The following is a 17,112-nucleotide window of genomic DNA, read 5'->3' as shown; positions in this document are numbered from 1 at the left end:
TCGCCGAAGCGGGCGCCGACGGGGTCATCCCTTCGCGCACCGAGGAGGATCTGACCACGGTGGCCGCGCCCTTCATGCAGGAAACCGGGGGCGGAGCGATCGCCCACAGCGCGACGATCCTCTCCCTCGCCTCACCCACGAATTCCCAGGTCACCGGCGAGATCATCGAAGTCGACGGGGGAGTCAACTTCCGCCCGTCGGCCTTTGGCCGTCGGACCTGTAGGACACCCCATGGGACGACGGGTCGGCCGAATGGGGGTGCGCGCTCGGCGTTCTCGCAGGACGTGCCGGGTCGCCTCCGCCGCATCAGTGGTGACATCACCGTGTTGCGTCCGGCCACGGAGAGCGCATGCTCACGGGCAGCCGGAGCGGCACACTCCGCGGCAGCCTTTTCGGGAGGCGTACGAAACAGCTCGATCTGCGACGGCGAGGCGCACCCGGGGCGCCGTACAGCCGTGCCTGCTCCGCCGGCGACGTGGCGGGAGGGGTGCGCCGGGAGACCGCGGTCTCGTCGGCGAAGGCCTCGACCGTCAGGGTCTCGCGGACGCGCTCAACTCAAGGTGCCCGGCCGCTTGTGCAGCGCTTGACGGGCTGCCCGCTTTCTGACGAATGAACGATCGCACGACGTCCCCTCCATCCCTGTTACCGATCGCCCCTACGGAGGCTCGACCATGCCCCATTCCCGTCCCCGAACCGTCGATGACGGAAGGGCCACAGCACCGCGATCCCAGGCCGTGGTGGCGGCCCTGGCCTTCGGCGGAATCGTGTTCTCGCTGATGCAGTCCCTGGTCATCCCCATCATCCCGGACCTTCCGAAGCAGCTGGGAACCTCGCCGTCGAACGCTTCCTGGGCCATCACCGCCACCCTGCTCGCGGGCGCCGTCGCCACCCCCGTGATGGGCCGGCTGGGAGACATGGTCGGCAAGCGCCGCATGCTTCTGGTCAGCCTGGTCATGCTGGTGACCGGCTCGGTCATCGCCGCACTCAGCGACTCACTGACACCAATGATCGTCGGACGGGTGCTGCAGGGAATGGCTGCCGGCGTCATCCCGCTCGGCATCAGCATCATGCGTGACGAGCTGCCCCCGGAGCGGCTCAGCTCCGCCACCGCACTGATGAGCGCATCCCTGGGCGTGGGCGGTGCCCTCGGCCTGCCCGCCGCCGCGGCCATCGCCGACAACTTCGACTGGCACACGCTGTTCTGGGCCTCCGCCGGCGCCGGCGCCCTCGCCACCGTCCTGGTACTGGCGCTCGTACCGGAGTCGCAGGTGCGCACTGGCGGACGCTTCGACGTCGTCGGCGCCATCGGCATGGCGGCCGGCCTGGTCTGCCTGCTCCTTGCCATCTCCAAGGGCGCCGACTGGGGCTGGACCAGCGGCACCACCCTCGGCCTGTTCGCCGCGGCCGTCGTGGTGCTGCTGCTGTGGGGCTTGTTCGAACTGCGCGTCAAGGAACCGCTGGTGGACCTGCGCACCGCCGCGCGCCGTCAGGTGCTGTTCACCAACGTCGCCTCGATCGCCGTTGGGTTCGGCATGTTCACGATAATGCTTGTCGTGCCGCAGCTCCTGCAGCTGCCCACTGCGACCGGCTACGGTCTGGGCAGGTCGCTGCTCACCGCCGGCCTGGTCCTGGCGCCGATGGGCCTGGTGATGATGGCCGCGGCTCCGGTGTCCGCCCTCCTCTCCAAGGCCCGGGGCCCGAAGACGACCCTGATGACCGGCGCTCTGATCGTGGCCGCCGGCTACGGCCTGAACATCGTCCTCATGGACGAGGTCTGGCAGTTCATTTTGGCGTCCTGCATCGTCGGCGCCGGCATCGGCTTCACCTTCGGCGCCATGCCTGCCCTCATCATGGGCGCGGTCCCCGCGTCCGAGACGGGTGCCGCGAACAGCCTCAACACCCTCATGCGGTCTATCGGCACGTCGTCCGCCAGCGCGGTCGCCGCCGTGATCCTCTCCCAGATGACGACGACGGTCGGCTCCGTCTCCCTGCCGTCGGAGAACGGCTTCAAGACGGTCATGGCCGTCGGCGCCGGCGCAGGCCTCCTCGCGTGCGTCCTCGCCTCCTTCATCCCGCGCCACCGCCCCGCCACCGCCAGGGCGGTGGACACTGCAGCCGAGTCGGCCATACCGACCGCGATCCCGGACAGGGCCGCCGTACCGGCCACCGGGGCCAACACCATGGAGAAGTAGTGGGTCACCGTTCACCGGCCGCCGCCCAGCGGATGCCGGTGCCCTCCACCGCCGCGGCCGTTGCCGGAGGGCTACCGGACGGTGGACGCGCCCGAGGCGCGGGGAAGACGCCCCTGGCCGGAGCCTCGATGACGCTGATCCCGCTCGCAGGACGTCAGGTGGGCCGCTCCGTCACCCGCGCCGACGGCTCGTACGGCGTGGACGCGCCCGGCGCCGGATCCTACGTCCTCATCGCGTCCGCAGACGGCTACCAGCCGCAGGCCACGACAGTGGCCGTGGGCGACGAGCCGGTTGCGTTCGACATCCTGCTCAGCGGTACCAGCGGGCTGACCGGGGTGGTGCGCTCCGCCGACAGCGGGGCCCCGGTCGCCGACGCCGCAGTCATCGTGACCGACGTGCGCGGGGACGTCCTGGCCAACCGAACGCCATCTGGCCGCACTGCCGCCCGACTCACGTCCGCTGCCGTCGGTGGCCGCCTACGACCAACTCCTGCGTCACACCCGGCCGTCAGCCGGGCGTCCCACCAGTTAAGGAGCCCCGCCATGAGCGTCACCCGTCACCGCGGCCTGACCGAACAGGCTGCTGATGCCGCCATCGATGCCGCCTGCCGCAACCTGCGGCTGCCCACGATGCGCGGCCAGTTCTCCGAGCTCGCCGACGCCGCGGTCCGCGATCAGATGACCTAATCCGTAGTTAGAGCGGTCGAGTTGGACGCTCAAGCGGTGATGGCCGCGCGGGTGCCAGGTGGATGCATGCGGTTCGGCCTGGCCTTTGAGGCCTACGGACAGACTGGGCACGTCTTGGCGCCCGTGGGCCATCACCCCGACCTGCATGTTGGTGCTCGTCGGCGCTGGACGTACGCCTGCAGATGACTGGGCTGAGAAGGCCTGGCGGTAGATCGGCGCCGTTCAGCGCTGTCGGGCATCAACACCAGGCCTTGCTCGTTCGTTGGTGTTGGTGGGACGAGCCCACCTCATGGTGACCTCTTGATAGGCCTGAGCCGTCTGAGCTCCTGCATAGACCGAGGCCCGTGGGGCGAGCTGGTGCCACGAACAGCTACTGAGGTGGCGGACCGGCTGTAGAGGCTGAGTCCTGGGATTAGGTCGCTGCGTGGCCCGCATGAGCTCGTGGATAGGACAGAGCTACGGCGGAAGGAAAGCCTTGATCTACTGCGGGATTGATTGGGCCGAACGTACCCATGACGTTGCCTTGGTCGACGACAGCGGCCAACTCGTCGCCAAACGGCACATCACCGACGATGCCGCCGGCTATCGGGTGCTCCTGGATCTGCTGGCTGAGTACGGCGACACCGAGGAGAACCCGATCCCAGTTGCGATCGAAACCTCCCGTGGCCTGCTGGTCGCGGTGCTGCGGACGGGCAAGCGCAAGATATTCGCGATCAATCCGATGGCCGCAGCCCGCTATCGCGACCGGCATGCCGTCTCCCGCAAGAAGTCCGACCCCGGTGACGCCTTGGTCCTGGCGAACATCCTGCGCACCGACATGCATGCCCACCGGCCACTGCCGCAGGACAGTGAGCTGGCCCGTGCCGTCACGGTTCTCGCTCGCGCCCAGCAGGATGCTGTCTGGAACCGCCAGCAGATAGCCAACCAACTCCGCTCCCTGCTGAGGGAGTACTACCCCGCGGCTTTGATGGCCGTTGAGTCGTGGAAGAAGGGCCTGTGCCGGCCCGAGGCCCGCGAACTTCTCCGCCTCGCCCCCACTGCGACGCGAGCCGCAGAGCTGACCCGCGCACAGCTTCAGGCCGCCCTCAAGCGAGCCGGCCGCCAACGCGGCATCGCCGCGGAGGCTGACCGGCTCCGTGACATCCTCCGAGCCGACTGGGCTCACCAACCTCAGCTGGTTGAAGATGCACTCGGCAGGCAGATGCTCGCCCTCCTGCTTCAGCTGGAAGCCGCCTCCAAGGCCGCCGACGACCTCGAAGAGGCGGTGGATGAAGCGTTCCCTGAGCACCCGGATGCTGAGATCATCCTCAGCTTTCCCGGCCTCGGCATCCAGCTCGGCGCCCGGGTGCTCGCCGAGATCGGAGACGACCGCCAGCGCTTCGCAGACGCCCGCGGACTGAAGGCATACGCCGGCGCCTCACCCATCACTCGCGCCTCAGGCAAAAAGTCGAGCGTCACCCGGCGGTGGGTGAAAAACGACCGACTGAACCACGTCGGCTATCTCTGGGCCTTCTCCGCACCCAACGCCTCGCCTGGAGCCAAGATGCACTACCGCCGGCGTCGCGACGATCACGGAGACTGGCACGCATCCGCCCAGCGCAACCTCTTCAATCGCCTGCTCGGACAGCTCTACCACTGTCTCCAGCACGGCCGCCGCTTCGACGAAGCCGTGGCTTTTCCTGCCCCAGTCTCTGCGGTCGCGCGGGTGGCCTGAGCGCGGGGATCTCACAGAAGTCCGGCGGCCTGCCGAAGCTTCGCCCGGCTGTCCGGGTTGATCAGGCCTTCCGGCAGCATCGCCACCACACTTGCGTGTTGCTCGAACACGGCCCTGCACTGCTCGCGCTCGGGGTGATCGTTGTCGTTGCCGAACCACAGCGCCATGGCCTCGTTGCCGGAATCGATCGGCTCGGAGTAGTCGGCGACAGTGACCAGACGGTCCAGTAGTCCGGACCGCTCAGGAACCTGCGGGTCGCCTGCGAGACGAAGCAGGAACGGCAGGACCACCGGCATGGCCGGATTCATCTCGGCGATGCTGAACATGGTGTTGGTGAGCACACGCTGGGCCTCGGCCGCGGCAGCCTGATCGAGCAGGCCGTACAGCAGGACTGGGATCGCGGCAGGGCACCCGGAAAACTCCGACCAGCGGACCTCCTCACACCCGTGGAGGGCAGGATGCCCACGGCCGGCATCAGCTGCCTGCGGATACTCGTGGAGAAACCGAGCGATCGCCGCCTCCTTGGCGGCCACATCCATCCTGCACACCTGTCTGTCCCCCGTCCCGCCGCCATAAGCCCCGAGCTCTGCGTCAACCGCACTCTTGCCCGACCGGCGATCCGCACGCAAGCCAAGACAGCGAGCCAACAGTGTTCGATTCCCCAGGCGCACACAGCTGCTCGGCTTGACGAGTTAAGCGCCTGAGGTGTCTACCGCGGGTTCCTGGCCGAGCTGCTGATGGCCGAGTGCGACGACCGCAACCGCCGCCGTTGCGAGCGCCGGATCAAAGCCGCGGACTTCCCCCGCGAGAAGGCACTGCGCACCTTCGAGTTCGACGCGAACCACGCCATCGACCCAGCTGCATCCACACCCTGGCCTCGTGCGACTGGGTCCGCAAAGGGCTGCCCCTGTGTCTGATCGGCGACAGCGGCACCGGCAAGTCACACCTGCTGATCTCGCTGGGCACCGAGGCCGCGATGGCCGGCTTCCGGGTCAAGCACGTCCCGGCCACCAGGCTCGTCAACGAGCTCGTCGAGGCCGCCGACGAGAAACTGCTGACCGAGACGATCGCCCGCTACGGACGAGTCGATCTTCTCTGTATTGACGAGCTGGGCCTACATGGAGCTGGACCGGCGCGGCGCCGAGCTGCTGTTCCAGGTTCTGACCGAGCGCGAGGAAAAGAACAGCGTGGCGATCGCCTCCAACGAGTCGTTCTCCTCCTGGACCAAGACGTTCACCGACCCGAGGCTCTGCGCGGCCATCGTGGACCGCCTCACCTTCGGCGGCAACATCATCGAGACCGGCAGCGACTCCTACCGACTCGCCCACACCAAAGCCCGCCAGCAGGCCGCTGCCGTCTCCTGACGGCACCGGGCCCTTCCTTCCCAGGCGCCGATCACACCGACCGGAGGACGGGTCAACGTGGAGAGCCCGCAGGTGTCGGCGTACACCTGCAGGAGAAGAACAACTCCCCTCGCTGGGCAGGCAGGCTCCAGGATGACGCGCGCAGAAGCGGAACGGTCACGCTGGCATGGTGGCCGGTTCGGTTGTCATCCCGTCGCCTGATCTGGTGGCTATCACGCCGCCCTGGGACCGCAAGCTTGGCGAATTCGGCCGGCGGATCGGAAATGGGTTGCGGTCCCAGCACGGCGTGACCGAGGCGCCATCAGGCGACGGGATGACAGCCAAACCTCGACGGGCGCACAGAAGGGCGGCGCGGCCCCTGGATCAGGACGATTGCGGGACCAGGGCGCTGTAGTCCTCGCCGGTGTTCATCTTGACGAGGAGCGCAGTGTCGAAGTAGTCGGTCCACCGGCTGATCTTGCCGCCAGTGATAACGAAGGTGCCCATCACCGGAACCCCGTGCTTGATACCGTCCGGTGTGCGGATCATGTCGACCCGCTCGGTGAGCACGACATCACCGTCCCCAGCCAGGTTGACCATCCGGTACTCATAGCTGTCTGGGAACGCCGTCATCTGCTGAGCCAGGTTCTCTACGATGGCGTCGACGCCGACCGCCGGCGGCATACCGACGTTGTGGTACACGGCGTCGGCAGTGAAGAAACGGCGCAGGACCTCCGCGTCACGTTTGACCATCAGGTCGCAGAACTCGCTCACCAGCGCTGTGTTGGTGCTCATCATGTCCTCCGAATCAGTCAACATACAACCTGTATGTGGACCATACTGAGGGCATGTCGAACGAGCAACCCCCCACCCGGGCCTCCGCGATCGCGCAGCGGTCAGAGGCCACCCGCGCGGCCCTACTCGAGGCGGCCAGGCGCCTGTTCGTGACCAAGGGCTACTTCAACACCGGGACCGAGGAGATCGTGGCCGAAGCGGGGGTCGGGACGAGGGGTGCGCTCTACCACCACTTCAACGGCAAGAAGGCGCTCTTCCACGCGGTATTCGAAGCCGTCGAGACCGAGCTCTTGACCGCCGCCTCAGGCGCAGACCGGATCGGCAGCGCCGCCGAACAGCTCAGATCCGGGCTGATCGGATTCCTCCACGCTGCCGCCAGCCACCGCGACGTGCAGCAGATCCTCCTCATCGACGGACCCGCCGTCCTCGGCTGGCAACAATGGCGCACCCTGGAGGAAAAGTACGGACTCGGCGCCATCCGCACCCTCCTCGAACGCGCCGTCACCGAAGGCACCATCGCCCCACAACCCCTCGACGCGCTCGCCCACATCCTGCTCGCAGCACTCGACGAGGCGGCTCTCTACATCGCCAACGCCCCCGACCCCGACACAGCCAAAGAAGAATCCGCCACCGCCATGGAACGACTCCTCCGCGGCATCAGCGCATAACCCCAGACGCGATCTCATCACCCAGTCCAACCGGGGACGCTTCCAGCGATCGAGCGCACCCACTCCCTGTACCACATTCGTGCAACACGACACCGGCGAAGCACGACAGGCGACGATCATTGACGAACACGTCGACCGCAGGGGACTGTAAAACGTTCGGTGTAACTCCCGATCATGGAAGATGCATCGATGACCAGCAACAACGTGACTGAGCCCGAGGCCGTCGAGCCGTCTGAGGCGCCGGCGAAGTCTGTGGACAACCGACTGATTGACGAGCTGGTGGGCCGGGCTCAGGCCGAGGGCCTTCAGCTGACCGGCGAGGGCGGGCTGCTCCAGCAGCTGACCAAGCGGCTCCTGGAGTCCGCTCTCGAGGGTGAGATCACCGACCATCTCGGCTATGACAAACACGATCCGGCCGGGAAGAACGGCGGCAACTCACGGAACGGCACCCGGGCCAAGACCGTGTTGACCGATGTCGGCCCGGTGGAGATAGCCGTGCCCCGCGACCGGGAAGGCAGCTTCGAGCCGAAGATCGTCAAGAAGCGGCAGAAGCGTCTGTCCGGCGTGGACGAGATGGTCATCTCGCTCGCGGCGAAGGGCCTGACGACCGGTGAGGTCCAGGCCCACCTGGCCGAAGTCTATGGGGCCGAGGTGTCCCGGCAGACGATCTCAACGATCACCGACAAGGTTCTCGACGGGATGGCCGAATGGCAGAACCGGCCCCTCGACGCCGTCTATCCCGTGATCTTCATTGACGCCATCCACGTGAAGATCCGTGACGGGGCGGTTGCCAACAGGCCCATTTACGTGGCCCTGGCGGTCACTGTCGAGGGTCGGCGGGACATCCTCGGGCTGTGGGCGGGCGACGGCGGCGAGGGCGCCAAGCACTGGATGCACATCCTCACCGAGATCAAGAATCGCGGTGTGAACGACGTCCTCATGCTGGTCTGCGACGGGCTCAAGGGCCTGCCTGACGCGGTCGAGGCCGTCTGGCCCCGCACCACGGTCCAGACCTGCGTGGTGCACCTGCTGCGGAACTCATTCCGTTATGCCGCCCGCCAGGACTGGGACAAGATCGCCCGCGTCCTCAAGCCCGTCTACACCGCGGCGACCGAGGAGGCCGCACTCGAGCGGTTCGCCGAGTTCGCCGATGCCTGGGGCCGGAAGTATCCGGCGATCGTGCGGCTCTGGGAGAACGCGTGGGAGGAGTTCACCCCGTTCCTCCGCTTCGACACCGAGATCCGGCGCATCGTCTGCACCACCAACGCGATCGAGTCCGTCAACGCCAGGATCCGGCGGGCGGTCAAAGCCCGCGGACATTTCCCCACCGAGCAGGCCGCATTGAAGTGCGTCTACATGGCCATCACGTCCCTGGACCCCACCGGCAAGGGACAAGCCCGCTGGACCATGCGCTGGAAGACCGCACTCAACGCCTTCGACATCACCTTCGACGGCCGCCTCTCGGCAGCCCGTCAGTAACTCCAACAACCCCAGTTACACCGCTCGTTTGACAGACCCGACCGCAGCTCAGAAGCCATAGCCCGGCACTGTCAATTTGTGTGGGTGATGGGGTAGTTGGGGCAGGCTGGGGTGGTCTCGTGTGGCCGGTGTTGTGCCCGTCAGGCATTCGCGGGGGCGCAGCCGGTGACGGTGCGCCAGATGGTGAAACGGTGGGTCATTTCGGTGCGGTAGTCACGGGCTGTGAGCAGGTGGCGGCGAGGGCGGAAGTGGGCTGAGACGCCGCTGAAAGCGGACAGGAATCTCTGGGCGTGCCCTGGTGAGGTGAAGCGCCGCATGGCGCGTTCCCGCTGCCTCGTTGGCTGGTGACTGTTCTCGGCCCGGTTGTTGAGGTACTTCGACTGACGGTGCTCGGCCGAGGGCATGACCTGGCGGTGGGCGGCGCCGTAGGAGCGCAGTTTGTCGGTCACGATCACCCGGGGCACGTACTCGTACTCCTTGAGCAGACGGCGGAAGAACCGCTTGGCCGCCTGCGTGTTCCGCTTTGACTGGACAAGAATGTCGAGGACGTTGCCGTCCTGGTCCACAGCGCGCCAGAGGTACTGGAGCTTCCCGTTGATTTTGAGGAGGACCTCGTCCATGCACCACTTGTCGCCCGGCCGGGGACGCCGGCGCCGCAGCTGGTTGGCGTAGGCCTGGCCGAACTTGGCGCACCACTGCCGGACCGTCTCGTATGAGACCGTGACGCCCCGCTCGAGCATGAGTTCCTCGACCTCCCGGAACGAGAGCGGGAAACGGTGGTACAGCCACACGCAGTGAGCAATGACCTCGCCCGGATACCGAGAGCCCTTGTACGACGGCGGCACGGCATCCACGAACAGGCCCTCCCCAAGACGATCGACTCGAAGACCATCTCGCGGAGCCCGACCGCCAAGTTGACAGTGCCCACATCGAAGCTTCGTTGTGGGACGGCGACTTGGCAAGGTCACCCCCACAACGGAGCTTCGTTGCGTCCGGTCGTGCACCCGACCAGCATCGTCACACCGCCGTGACCTGCACATCCGAGAGATCACCACGACTTTGCAATCGCCCTGGCTGCGGCATCCGCGAGGGGAACCACGAGTCGGCAAGAGCATGTGCCGTGGCCGGGTTTGTGGCGGTGGGAATGTTGTACAGGGTCGCGAGGCGCAGCAGTGCATACACGTCGTGAGCGTGCGGGTGGACTCCCAGCGGGTCCCAGAAGAACACCAGGCAGGTCACCTGTCCGGCGCTGACCAGCGCGCCGATCTGCTGGTCTCCACCCAACGGCCCCGACTCGACCGAGTCGACGGGTAACCCCGTCGACTCGGTCACAACACGCGCCGTACTACGTGTGGTTACCAATCGCTTCCCCATGAGCCAGGCGTGTTGCGCCTGGGCCCATTTGGCGAGTTCATGTTTCTTCGCATCGTCTGCAATGAGAGGTGTGCAAGCTGAAGTTCCTGGTCACGTGGCTGGTGTGCGTGGGCGTCGGGATGCTCGTGCTGGTCGCTGGCAGGTGACTTTGGTGAAGATCGTCGGTCATCGGGCGACTTCGCGGTTCGTGAAGACCAGCAGGGCCCGGACCAGGGCGGTCGCCCAGGAGGGGTCGGTGCGTACCTTGCCGAGGACGCGCCAGTTCTTGAGGTGGGCGAAGCCGTGCTCGACGGGTGCCCGGACGGCCGCCAGTGCCGTGTTGGACAGCTTCTGGCCTCGTGTCAGGGGCCGGTTCCGGGCTGCCTTGTAGCCGGTGATCACCGCCGGGTCGGCGTCGGGGCCGCCGTCGTCGAGGCCGACGAATCCCAGGTCGGCGATGGCTCCGAGCCCGGCTTCCCGCAGTTTCCGGGTGAGCTTGTCGTGCCGGCAGGCGGTGATCTCCGAGGTGCGTCTGGGGCGGGCCGCCGAGATCCACAGCAGTCGACCCCGGTCGTCGGTGAGGGCGATCACGAGCAGGCCGTGGCATTTGTTCTCGCCGGAGTAGTTCTTCCGGTTTTCCTTCCCGGTTCTGCGCCGGGTGCGGATCACCGATCCGTCCAGCAGTACGATGCCGCCGCCCATTCGGGTGATCTTCTTCAGGGCCCGGTCCAGGCGTGGGGCGCGGGCGGCGAGCAGGCCGACGACCTCCCTCACCCATCGGGTCACGGTGGTGCGGTGTACTCCGTTGCCGCCGGCCGGGTCGCCGGGCCGCTGGTCACAGCGCAGCACTGCCAGCACGATGGTGGCGATCTTCCCGGCGAGCAGGGTGCGCCACCGCGAGCCGATCTTCTTGAGGTGGCCGCGTATCAGGTCGGCGAGATGGTTCAGGGTGGCGCTCGACAGCGGCAGGCGGGCGGTGTGGACAAGGCCGTCAGGGCCCTCGACGGGATGGTTGTTTTTCGTCACACAAACTCAACTGCCGTTGGGGGCCCGTCCGTTACGGGCGCACCGCGCGTGACTACGGACGTGCCGTGAACCGCCCGTCGCCCCGCTTGTGCAGCCAGCCGCGGTCGGCGAGCTTGGTCATCTTCGCTCGCAGAGGTTCCAGCTTGCCGCGCACCGAGGCGTCCAGGCCCAGCCGCTCGCCGACCGCCCTGACCTGCACCGGGCCGTCGGCCTCCCGCACGATCGCCAGGATCTTGCGGTAGTCGCCGGGCAGCGCGCCCTCGTCGGCCGCGTCGCTGCGGTGCGGGATGAGCAGGACCGCCCGCCCGGCCACCTTCGCCGATACCGGAGCGCCAGCCCCGGCATCGGCCTGGACCTGCTCGGCCAGGCGGTTCAACACCCGCTCCGCGATTCGCCAGTTCGTCCCGTTCGACCTGGACCTCCTGAAGCTGCTTGGCCAACTCCTCCCCGAGGGCGTCCAGTTCACTCCGGCGGGCGGTGATCCACTGCCGCTCCTGCATCCCCGCGCCCTCCCGCGTTCTCACGGCGTGCCGACCTGCTGACGGATCGTAGGCGGGGGTCTGTCGTGGGCGCAGCCGAACCCGGCATCCCGCAGGAGCCGGACCTGCCCGACGATCTACGCCATGGTCATCGGCCGCCGACCGGCACGAGCGCCCAACTCGCCATTCACACCAGACCCGTGACCTGCGACTTCACGATGCACACCACTCCATGGAGTCCTGGACACTGGCTGCGGTGACCAGCACTGCCAGCAGCAGGCTGAGGGTGTCGGTGATGATGCTTCGCTTGCGGCCTGCGATCTTTTTGCCCGCGTCGATGCCCTGACTTCGCGTGGGGACACTGGTGTCGGTCTTCACGCTCTGCGCATCGAAGACAGCGGCCGACGGGGCCGCCGGCCGGCCCTGTGCGCGACGGGCCTTGTCACGCAGCAGGTCATGCACCCTGTGCGTCGTGCCGTCCGGTTGACATAGAGGATCGCGTTCACGATCTCCCGCAGATCGTGAACCCGCGCCGCGATCCCCGGCCCTGTCCGGCCTGCCCGCCAGGACACGAACACCGGCTCGATCAACATCCAGCGGGCATCGCAGACATCACTGCGATACGGGCGTCGAGGACTCACAAGACACGCAACGACCCACCAGCGTCCTGGGTCACAGCGAGTACCCCAAATCACTTGCAAAGCAGATCAGTTGCCCTCTAAGTCGATCGGCGGGGCCACGTTCCACCACGTGGGAGGTCAGGTCGACGTCCTCGCCGGTGGGTTCGTCGCTGATGGGGTGCCGATAGGTCACCACGGGTGAGTCGATGACGGCGAAACCCGGATAAGGCCTGCCGTTGCTCAGACACTGCTTCGTCGCCCAGTTGGCACGTGGAGACTTTCGTTTGGATCAGCGGTCGACCAGAGCGAGAGCCTGAGAAGCTGTTGTCTTTCCGGACTTGAGGACTGCGTTTCCGCTGGTCAGGCGTAGGGTCGGCGATCCCGTGGGAGTTGTGGCCTGTCGTGTTGTCGCTGCCCGGGAGGTCGTGGATGCCGTCGGTGGTTGGGCTGTTGGAACAGCGTGAGCTGGGTGCTCGCCGTCGTGTTGACGAGCTGCGGGAGGAAGCCGACCGTGTCCAGGCCGAGTTGGCCGTGGCCGAGCGGGAATGGAGGGAGTGGGCCATCGCCTGCTCGCGGGTCGGCGAGGTGCTGGCCCCCGTGGACGAGAGCGGGCAGGACCCCGCCCGGGCCGAGGGGACCGCGCCAGCCGCCGGGGAGCAGACCGGAAAGACGCCGCAGGTGCCGGAGGCAGCGAAGAGGAAGTCGCAGGTTCCGATGTGGCGTGAGGGGCTGGCCTGGTCGGTGCTGTCGGTGGACTATCAGCGCATCCTCACCGCGCTCGCGGACCGGGACCGGCTCCGTCAAGGTCCGCTGACCTGCCAGGAGTTGGCCGTGTTGTTCGGTCTTGACGTGGTGCCGGCCAAGGTGGAGGCGCTGCGGTCGAAGGCGAAGCGACTGGTCGCGCGGGGCTGGCTGGCCGAGGGGCAGCCGGGACGGTTCACGCTCGCTGCGGGTGTGGCCGGGCGAGGCGGCGGGTCATGAGCAGGGTCATCGACCAGTAGATCATCGCTTCGGCGCTGGTGGTGCGGCGTTCGTAGTCGCGTGCCAGGCGGCGGGTGCGCATCAGGTGGGCGAAGAGGCGCTCGACGATCCACCGTTTGGGCAGGACCACGAAGCCGCGCATGTCGTCGCTGCGTCTGACGATCGCGAGGACCAGGGCGAGCACGGTGAGGCAGCGCTCGACGAGGCTGCCGGTGTAGCCGCCGTCGGCCCAGACCAGCTCCAGCCGGTGGTGGGCGTCGGCGACCTGCCGCAGCAGGACCTGGGCGGCGGCGCGGTCGCCGGTGTCCGCGGCGGTGACCATCACGCCCAGCAGCAGGCCGAGCGTGTCGACCACGACGTGCCGCTTGCGCCCGTTGACCAGCTTTCCGCCGTCGAAGCCGCGGCTGTCCGCACCGACGACGGCGTCCGCCTTGACGGACTGCGAGTCGATCACGCCAGCCGTCGGCTCCGTGTCGCGCCCGTCCCTTTCGCGGATCCTTGCGCGCAGCCGGTCGTGGAACTCCTTGACCAGCCAGTGGTCGCGCCAGCGGCGGAAGAACGCGTAGACCCGGTCCCACGGCGGGAAGTCGGCGGGCATGGCCCGCCACTTGATGCCGTTGTCGACCAGGTAGCGGATCGCGTCGAGTATTGCCCGGTGGCAGTACGCCTCCGGCTGTCCGCCCCGGCCGCGCAGCCAGCCCGGCACGGGCAGCAGCGGCCGGGCCACGGTCCACTCCGCGTCCGTCATGTCCGAGGGATACCGCCGAACACGTTCCGGGTGATCGGCTGCGTTTCCGAACCGGTGGGCGACACAATCACACGTCGGTGCAGCCGAGTTGAACTCCACCGGCGTGTGCACGTACAACTGCGGCAACAGGGTCTCCTGGATCTCGGTTGGCTTCGCAACCCCGAGCTACCAAGAGGCCCTGCCTTCATGCCCGCAGCCGGCGCCAACCACCCGATCGAGACTCCCGTTCGACGCACACCCCTCAAGATCGGAACGACAACAGCTACTGAAATGTAGCGTCCGGGCAGGCGACTGGCGACGGTCTTCTCGGAGTGAGCGGCGATGCCTTGCCACGGCTGTCAGTGCAATCCTGGGAACTTTCTGAGAAGCGGGCCAGGACTTCGGCCGTCGGTGTGCTGTGACCTGTGTCGTTCTCTGTCAGCTCTCAGGAATCTCCCAGAACCTCTCAGGAACGTCGTATCCGCAACCGCCACTGTGCGCGGGTCCCCATGGGCACGCGGCGCCGCACTCTCCCCGTCTGGCGCCGCATGTCTCCTTCCATGAACGAAGCGGAGTTGCTCTGCATGGCTGCCACCACACCCCGTCTCCAGACCAAGCCGGACTCCCGTCCGCAGCCCGGTACGATCCCCCGGCCTCTACGCCGCACCGTGCCGGTGCAGTTCGTCGGGCCATGGGAGAACTTCGTGGAAGGGGCTGCGGCGGCGCTGTGCGCGGTGGTCGCCATGATGGCCGTGTCCGCGCTCGCGCTGATGTTGCTCGACGCGGGATCTGTCGGCTCGGTTTGGTCGTTGACCATGGCTCTGACGGCTATGGCCGTCGGCGGTTCCGCCAGCGCCGGTTCTGATGTGTCCGGGGACAACGGGTCGATGGGTGGCCTGGCCTCCCTGTTCGGCGATGCCATGAGGCCGTCGATGAGCGGTGCGGCCGACGTCGTACCGCTCAGTGTCACGCTCGTCGGTGCCGTCGTGTTGTGGATCGCCTTCTCGCGGCGGTTGGGCCATGGGCAGCAGCGGCGGTTCGCCGCCGGTGAACTGGCCGTCCGGGCGGCGGGAGCGGCGACTGCGGCGCTTTTCACGCTCGTGATCGTGGCCGCTCTTGCGAAGGGATCGGCCACGATGCCCGCGTCGGCGATGAGCGGTATGAGAGGCCGGGGCGGCGGCCAGGCTTCCGAGGGTTTCGGAGGGAGCGGCGGCCTTGGTGAGCTCATGGGCGGTGGCAGCGGTGGTCTGGGCGGTCTCATGGGTGGTGGTTCGGGGTCCCAGATGACCGTGACGTACCACGTGAGCACCGGGTCGGCGGGCTTTGGCGCGTTGCTGTGGGTGGCCGTCGTGCTCGGTGTGGGATGCCTGATCAGCCGTCGTGTGCGGCTGCCGTTGGGCGGTGCGCTGGGCGGACTGCGCAGCGGCTGGGGCCAGAGTCTGTCGGCTGTTGTGCGTACAGTCCTCATCCTGGCGGCCGTACCGCTGGTGACCGTGGCCGTCGTCGGGTCAGTGGTCGGCGGCAAGGCGGCCTCAGCGGCAGGTGCCGCCCTGCTACTCGCCCCGAACGCCGTGGCGGTGTTCCTGACCCTGGGCGTCGGTTCCTCGTGGACGGCCGAGATGCATCCGGTGCAGAGCGACAGCAGCAACCCGCTCGCCTCTCTGATGGGCGTCATGGGCGGGAGGACTGGGGCCATGGGCGGCGGCCAGCAGGCTGACCGTACCGAACACCTGAGGTCCCTGGCACTTGGCGGCTGGCCCCTGTGGCTCGCGGCCCTCATGGCGACCGCGCTCATCCTAGTCTGCTGTGCTTACCGGGCGGCCCGTGCCACGAACACGGCCCACCTGGTTCCGCTGCACCCCTACCGAGGACCGTTGGCCGGGCACCTTGGCATGGCCCAGCGGTTCGGTGTCGTCACAGCGGTCGTGATGGGTGCGGCGGCCTGGCTGGTGGGGGCATCCGGCAATTTCGGCATCAGTATGTTCGGCAGCGAGATGGGCGGAATGCGGGCCGAGCTGAGCGGCAGCGTGTTGCAGACGGTCGCCTTCGGGCTGCTCGTCGGCGGGCTGGCCGGTTTCGGCGGAAGTCTGTTGGCCGCTGTGCGCGGTGTTTTCGGGGCACGGTGACAACGGACTTTATGTGGCGGAGACAGGACGGTTCCGTATCCTGCCTTGCAGGATCCCGGCTGCCGTGGGCTGCGCGTTTTCTGCCGTGTCCCCCTATCTGTGGCGGGGCCGGGAGCGTGTTCCCGGTGACTGGAGGCTTCCTTTGACTGCGATTGAGCGTTCTGCCTTGCCTGGCACCGGTGCTGGAAGCGACTTCGGCTTGACGCGTGCCAGAGATGTGAATCTATTGGTCGTGGACGACGAATCCACTGTCCGGGAGCTGTTGTGCGCGGCCCTGAGGCATGCCGGCTTCACCGTTGCGGCGGCCGGGACGGGGCAGGAAGCACTGGACCGGGCGCGGGAGGTCTCACCGGATCTGGTGCTGCTCGACGTCATGCTGCCCGACCTGGACGGCTTCGAGGTGATCCGGCGGCTGCGCGGGCAGCATCGCCTTGCCTCGGGGCCCCAGACCGGACACGTCCCCGTTGTGTTCCTCACCGCCCGCGACGGCACCCAGGACAAGATCGAGGGGCTGGTACTGGGCGGCGACGACTATGTGACCAAACCCTTCGACCTGGAGGAGCTGATCGCGCGGATCCGCGCGGTGCTGCGCCGCACCGGCGGCGACCCCACTGCACTCTTACGGGTCGCTGACCTGGAACTCGACCCCGAGGGAGTGCAGGCGGCCCGTTCGGGAGAGCCGCTGCGGCTGTCGCCCACCGAGTTCCGGTTGCTGCACTACCTGATGACCAATGTCGGACGCACGGTCTCCAAGGCGCAGATCCTTCAGCGCGTGTGGGACTACGACTTCAACGGCGACACCGGCATCGTCGACACCTACATCAGCTATCTGCGCCGCAAGATCGACAACGGCGGTCCCAAGCTCATCCACACAGTGCACGGCGTCGGGTACGTGCTGCGAGGGCCGAAGACGTGACCAGCTC

Annotated in this window: 14 protein-coding genes and 3 pseudogenes; 9 read left to right on the top strand and 8 right to left on the bottom strand. The window is 67.5% G+C overall.

Annotation, left to right across the window (positions count from 1 at the left end; translation table 11 throughout):
- The first annotated feature begins 671 nt into the window (after nucleotides 1–671).
- From OG241_RS04205 to OG241_RS04195, 3 genes are all read left to right on the top strand, one after another.
- Entirely contained in the window at nucleotides 672–2,192 is a 1,521-nt protein-coding gene (locus tag OG241_RS04205; RefSeq protein ID WP_405813709.1) for an MFS transporter, read from the top strand.
- On the top strand, nucleotides 2,192–2,878 hold the full coding sequence (locus OG241_RS04200) for a collagen binding domain-containing protein (protein ID WP_405813708.1): 687 nt from the start codon (nucleotides 2,192–2,194) through the stop codon (nucleotides 2,876–2,878). The genes OG241_RS04205 and OG241_RS04200 overlap by 1 nt, the downstream gene beginning before the upstream one ends.
- Before the next feature lie 433 nt (nucleotides 2,879–3,311).
- Nucleotides 3,312–4,592 carry an IS110 family transposase gene (locus tag OG241_RS04195; protein ID WP_405825976.1) on the top strand — a complete coding sequence of 427 codons (1,281 nt, stop codon included), beginning with the start codon at nucleotides 3,312–3,314 and terminating at the stop codon, nucleotides 4,590–4,592.
- Nucleotides 4,593–4,603: 11 nt separating this feature from the next.
- Here OG241_RS04195 and OG241_RS04190 read toward each other — a convergent pair whose 3' ends face one another.
- On the bottom strand, nucleotides 4,604–5,131 hold the full coding sequence (locus OG241_RS04190) for a hypothetical protein (RefSeq protein WP_110627331.1): 528 nt from the start codon (nucleotides 5,129–5,131) through the stop codon (nucleotides 4,604–4,606).
- Between the two features lie 171 nt (nucleotides 5,132–5,302).
- Between OG241_RS04190 and istB the strand changes: the two are divergent.
- A pseudogene (gene istB / locus OG241_RS04185) lies at nucleotides 5,303–5,956 on the top strand (IS21-like element helper ATPase IstB); the annotation flags it as partial.
- Nucleotides 5,957–6,319: 363 nt separating this feature from the next.
- On the opposite strand, the gene OG241_RS04180 reads toward istB, so the two are convergent.
- The gene (locus tag OG241_RS04180) at nucleotides 6,320–6,754 is read right to left on the bottom strand and encodes a limonene-1,2-epoxide hydrolase family protein (protein WP_329225654.1); all 435 of its coding nucleotides are present in this window, start codon (nucleotides 6,752–6,754) and stop codon (nucleotides 6,320–6,322) included.
- Between the two features lie 29 nt (nucleotides 6,755–6,783).
- Here OG241_RS04180 and OG241_RS04175 point away from each other — a divergent pair, with 29 nt between their 5' ends.
- The gene (locus tag OG241_RS04175; protein ID WP_405813706.1) at nucleotides 6,784–7,398 is read left to right on the top strand and encodes a TetR/AcrR family transcriptional regulator; all 615 of its coding nucleotides are present in this window, start codon (nucleotides 6,784–6,786) and stop codon (nucleotides 7,396–7,398) included.
- A gap of 189 nt (nucleotides 7,399–7,587) precedes the next feature.
- On the top strand, nucleotides 7,588–8,877 hold the full coding sequence (locus OG241_RS04170; RefSeq protein ID WP_405812607.1) for an IS256 family transposase: 1,290 nt from the start codon (nucleotides 7,588–7,590) through the stop codon (nucleotides 8,875–8,877).
- 140 nt (nucleotides 8,878–9,017) lie between these two features.
- On the opposite strand, the gene OG241_RS04165 is transcribed toward OG241_RS04170, so the two are convergent.
- The 5 genes and pseudogenes from OG241_RS04165 to OG241_RS04145 form a co-directional block, all read right to left on the bottom strand.
- Nucleotides 9,018–9,731, bottom strand: coding sequence for an IS6 family transposase (locus OG241_RS04165; RefSeq protein WP_405813704.1), 714 nt, complete (start codon nucleotides 9,729–9,731; stop codon nucleotides 9,018–9,020).
- Nucleotides 9,732–9,894: 163 nt separating this feature from the next.
- On the bottom strand, nucleotides 9,895–10,314 hold the full coding sequence (locus tag OG241_RS04160) for a methylglyoxal synthase (RefSeq protein WP_405826039.1): 420 nt from the start codon (nucleotides 10,312–10,314) through the stop codon (nucleotides 9,895–9,897).
- Between the two features lie 102 nt (nucleotides 10,315–10,416).
- Nucleotides 10,417–11,256 carry a transposase family protein gene (locus tag OG241_RS04155; protein WP_405813703.1) on the bottom strand — a complete coding sequence of 280 codons (840 nt, stop codon included), beginning with the start codon at nucleotides 11,254–11,256 and terminating at the stop codon, nucleotides 10,417–10,419.
- Nucleotides 11,257–11,308: 52 nt separating this feature from the next.
- A pseudogene (locus OG241_RS04150) lies at nucleotides 11,309–11,756 on the bottom strand (hypothetical protein).
- 213 nt (nucleotides 11,757–11,969) lie between these two features.
- Nucleotides 11,970–12,376: pseudogene (locus tag OG241_RS04145) on the bottom strand (transposase); the annotation flags it as partial.
- 408 nt (nucleotides 12,377–12,784) lie between these two features.
- Between OG241_RS04145 and OG241_RS04140 the strand changes: the two are divergent.
- On the top strand, nucleotides 12,785–13,336 hold the full coding sequence (locus OG241_RS04140) for a hypothetical protein (RefSeq protein ID WP_405812652.1): 552 nt from the start codon (nucleotides 12,785–12,787) through the stop codon (nucleotides 13,334–13,336).
- Here OG241_RS04140 and OG241_RS04135 read toward each other — a convergent pair.
- Nucleotides 13,293–14,084, bottom strand: coding sequence for an IS5 family transposase (locus OG241_RS04135; RefSeq protein ID WP_405812650.1), 792 nt, complete (start codon nucleotides 14,082–14,084; stop codon nucleotides 13,293–13,295). The genes OG241_RS04140 and OG241_RS04135 overlap by 44 nt on opposite strands.
- A gap of 563 nt (nucleotides 14,085–14,647) precedes the next feature.
- Between OG241_RS04135 and OG241_RS04130 the strand changes: the two genes are divergently transcribed.
- Together OG241_RS04130 and OG241_RS04125 are read left to right on the top strand one after the other, a co-directional pair.
- Nucleotides 14,648–16,189, top strand: a complete 1,542-nt coding sequence (locus OG241_RS04130) for a streptophobe family protein (protein ID WP_405813702.1) — start codon at nucleotides 14,648–14,650, stop codon at nucleotides 16,187–16,189.
- A 232-nt stretch (nucleotides 16,190–16,421) separates the two neighbouring features.
- Nucleotides 16,422–17,105, top strand: a complete 684-nt coding sequence (locus OG241_RS04125; RefSeq protein WP_405547457.1) for a response regulator transcription factor — start codon at nucleotides 16,422–16,424, stop codon at nucleotides 17,103–17,105.
- Nucleotides 17,106–17,112: the final 7 nt, after the last annotated feature.

The organism is Streptomyces sp. NBC_01390 (assembly GCF_045040105.1).
Lineage (GTDB): Bacteria > Actinomycetota > Actinomycetes > Streptomycetales > Streptomycetaceae > Streptomyces.
The sequence above is the reverse complement of the archived record's forward strand: the minus strand, read 5'-3'. Positions and strand labels throughout refer to the sequence as shown.